Here is a 2,779-nt window from a genome sequence, read left to right on the forward strand (position 1 = left end):
TCCTTCCCCTGCTAACGTCACATCACGTGCTGGAACTGCGGTGATGACCGATCCATTTTACTGCGTCGGCTGGATGAACCTACTCGTTTTAAGAGCGAGTGCAGAACTCTGTCGTTTTTTGTGTCTATGTATCTCAAAGTCTATAAACTAAAATACAAAGATGAGTTTATAGAAAGACGAAAAAAAGACCGTCCAACTGGCGTCTTCCAGTCAAACGGTCTTTGTAGATAGGATTCATACGCTTGTTTTTACTTAAAAAACAGGGTAGTATGTACCTATAAACGTGCCTCCTGAGGTGTTCAGGGGGTACACCGTTTAACCAGTGTTAGCGCACTTGGTTAAACAAAAGCCATTCCATTGATCCTCATCAGAAGCTTCCAACTACTGGTGAGGGGAGGAATGGTTTTTTTCGTCCATGTTTAATTATCTTAATATTAGCAAATTTTTATGCTTCCAGAAAAGATTTTTTTCCGAAAGATTCAAAATCGACCTGACAATTTTTCATTTTGTTCACTTGTTATTTAACTCGGTTAAAATAATAATCAGCATCTGTAACTGCTGAGTTCATAGTAACCATCGCAGTAGCAACTGCCCCGCCACCAGTCGTAAGCGCAAGACCTGCAGCTAAACCACCAGTCATAAATACTGTGATTAGTGAAGCGGCTGTTGTAACCCCAGCAGCTGAAATTACAGCCAACTCAGACGAATTAACTCTTTCCACGGCAGCTCTGAAATTTTTCAAATTCGTTCTGTTACCCGAATTTTCCGAAACAGATTTTCTGCGATCATCACTTCTGATTTGCCAATTCACACGTCCACTGTCAAAGAAGTAAATCTCATATTCTCGGTCTGTAAAAGTATATTGGTATGATTTGTTAACAGAAGATGCTTTCATCTCTGGAGAGAGTTTATTAGTTTGTTGATTTAACGATTGGATTTCATTTAAATTAATAACTTCGGTTGAAATTAGACTATCGTTACTCACATCATATTTTTCAATGGTTAAAACATTCTCCACTTTATTATTAGTTGCTATAGTTATTACATCACTTGTAATTTCTTTTACAATTTTCTGGATTTTATCATCTTTAAGTATTACTATATCGCTTTTTGAATTTTGATCTTCATTAGCAATTGTTTCAGTGCTTAAATTCGGTTTAATCGTACCTAGAGTGCTTGCGTTAGCTAAAGTAGCAGTTGAATTAAGTAACAAAATAGATGATAGAGTCAGGGTAAATACAGTTTTTTTATTCATGCCAATTCTTCTTTTCCATTTTTGTAAATTTATTCTACATCAAAAGTTTAACATACTACTTCCGTGCTAGGTAGGTATTGTGAGATTATTATATCCAGAGAGGAGATGATCATTTGGGACGTAGATTTGAAGTGAAATCCAAACAGCATCTTAGTGGAGGTATTGTCAAAATCGTCGTAGACCTTTATACAGGCGTAAACTATTTAATGACTAGCGGAATTGGGCTGAGTGGCATGACACCTTTATTAGATAAAGACGGTAAAGTAGTAGTGGATGAGGTCAAAAGATGACCTCATCTTTTAATTTCCATTGATGAAATAACTCTTACCCAGTCGTTTTATCAAAGCGTAAACATTGTCGCTCCCCCTTTCTTCGCGAACTAGTTCTAAAAGCAAGCCGTTCAGTCCCCTTCCGAAACCTTTAGCTAAAGCCGTTGCTTTTCTCGACTATCTGGGCGACCATAAAAATACTGCCTGACAAGTGTCAGTATGTAAATGGGCACTCCTTATCTCCGATATCTCGTGAAGGGACGAAAACAACATGCAACGACCACGAATGATCAAACCAAACGACATACCAAAACTACTCACGATCGCCGACCTTTCTCTTCGTTGGGATATGCCAAGACAAAGTCTTCACGACAAAAAAGGAGAGAACCAATTCCCTCTCCCCGTACAATATGTCGCGAACAATCGGACGGCCCTCTTCCTCGAAAGCGACATCATCGAATACGAAAAAGAGAATCCGTACATCAAGACACGAGCGCAACGAGAAGCGCGGCGGAATTTCATTTTTAAGTTGTATATGGACGCGAACGACGAATAAAAAAGTGGCACATTTCGTGCCACTTTCGTGTTTTCACTGGCACATTTCGTGCCATTTTTGGACTTTTGATGATATCACGGAAACCCCAGGCCCTGCCTGGGCTATCACGGAAAGTGATAGCAGTTTCCCCTTATGCTCTTTGAACACGATAAAACATTCAAAGAAAGCAATCACATCTATATCAGAAGCTACTAAACGAACGAATTCATTAGACATTAATAGTTAAATTATCAATAAATAAAAAGGAGTTTTCTCATGAAAACAAATAACTTTTTCGATTGGAAATTGATTTTGGATGAAAATTTAAATCCTGTAATTGATGAACAGAATAAAAAAATGGTCGTGATCGATCGCTCCATCGAATTAAATGCAGTCATTTGGTTGGATGAAAATAACGTCATCCAGTTAAAGCCCACATGGGACTGTGTGATTTCAATTGATGATAAAAACAAAGCGATCACAATTCGTCACGCAGATTTTTTAAGAGAAAATAACTAAGCAAAAAGTAGATGTGAAATAGATTAAAAACCGACTGAACTCACTTTAAAAGTTTGTGAATTCAGTCGGTTTTTGGTTTGTTTTTAGACTTTGGCTTGAGACCGTCGTCATTATTGCGTGGAGTTTTTATTTCACGCAACGTAGAGCGAAAACAGTATTTATACGATCTTTTAAATCTAAATTTGACCAAACCAATAAATT

4 protein-coding genes are annotated in these 2,779 nt (G+C 37.7%); 3 read left to right on the top strand and 1 reads right to left on the bottom strand.

The genetic code is table 11. The features are described from left to right. Nucleotides 1-517: 517 nt before the first annotated feature. Complete coding sequence (locus tag KNP76_RS15410) at nt 518-1,255, bottom strand: geobacillin-26 family protein (RefSeq protein ID WP_214845031.1); 738 nt, start codon at nt 1,253-1,255, stop codon at nt 518-520. A gap of 113 nt (nt 1,256-1,368) precedes the next feature. Here KNP76_RS15410 and KNP76_RS15415 point away from each other — a divergent pair, with 113 nt between their 5' ends. The 3 genes from KNP76_RS15415 to KNP76_RS15425 all read left to right on the top strand — a co-directional run bounded on the left by KNP76_RS15415 (nt 1,369) and on the right by KNP76_RS15425 (nt 2,578). After that, the gene (locus KNP76_RS15415; protein WP_214845032.1) at nt 1,369-1,545 is read left to right on the top strand and encodes a DUF6440 family protein; all 177 of its coding nucleotides are present in this window, start codon (nt 1,369-1,371) and stop codon (nt 1,543-1,545) included. A gap of 250 nt (nt 1,546-1,795) precedes the next feature. Then, nucleotides 1,796-2,080: a hypothetical protein gene (locus KNP76_RS15420; RefSeq protein WP_214845033.1), complete on the top strand. Its 285-nt coding sequence runs from the start codon at nt 1,796-1,798 to the stop codon at nt 2,078-2,080. Nucleotides 2,081-2,335: 255 nt separating this feature from the next. After that, the gene (locus tag KNP76_RS15425; protein ID WP_024372567.1) at nt 2,336-2,578 is read left to right on the top strand and encodes a hypothetical protein; all 243 of its coding nucleotides are present in this window, start codon (nt 2,336-2,338) and stop codon (nt 2,576-2,578) included. Nucleotides 2,579-2,779: the final 201 nt, after the last annotated feature.

It is taken from the genome of Exiguobacterium sp. s150 (genome assembly GCF_018618435.1).
Classification (GTDB): Bacteria; Bacillota; Bacilli; order Exiguobacteriales; family Exiguobacteriaceae; genus Exiguobacterium; species Exiguobacterium alkaliphilum.

Excerpts from the sequence above, each read along its gene's own strand:
- KNP76_RS15410 (WP_214845031.1), bottom strand. The coding sequence starts at position 1,255 with ATGAATAAAAAAACTGTATTTACCCTGACTCTATCATCTATTTTGTTA.
- KNP76_RS15420 (WP_214845033.1), top strand. The coding sequence starts at position 1,796 with ATGCAACGACCACGAATGATCAAACCAAACGACATACCAAAACTACTC.
- KNP76_RS15425 (WP_024372567.1), top strand. The coding sequence starts at position 2,336 with ATGAAAACAAATAACTTTTTCGATTGGAAATTGATTTTGGATGAAAAT.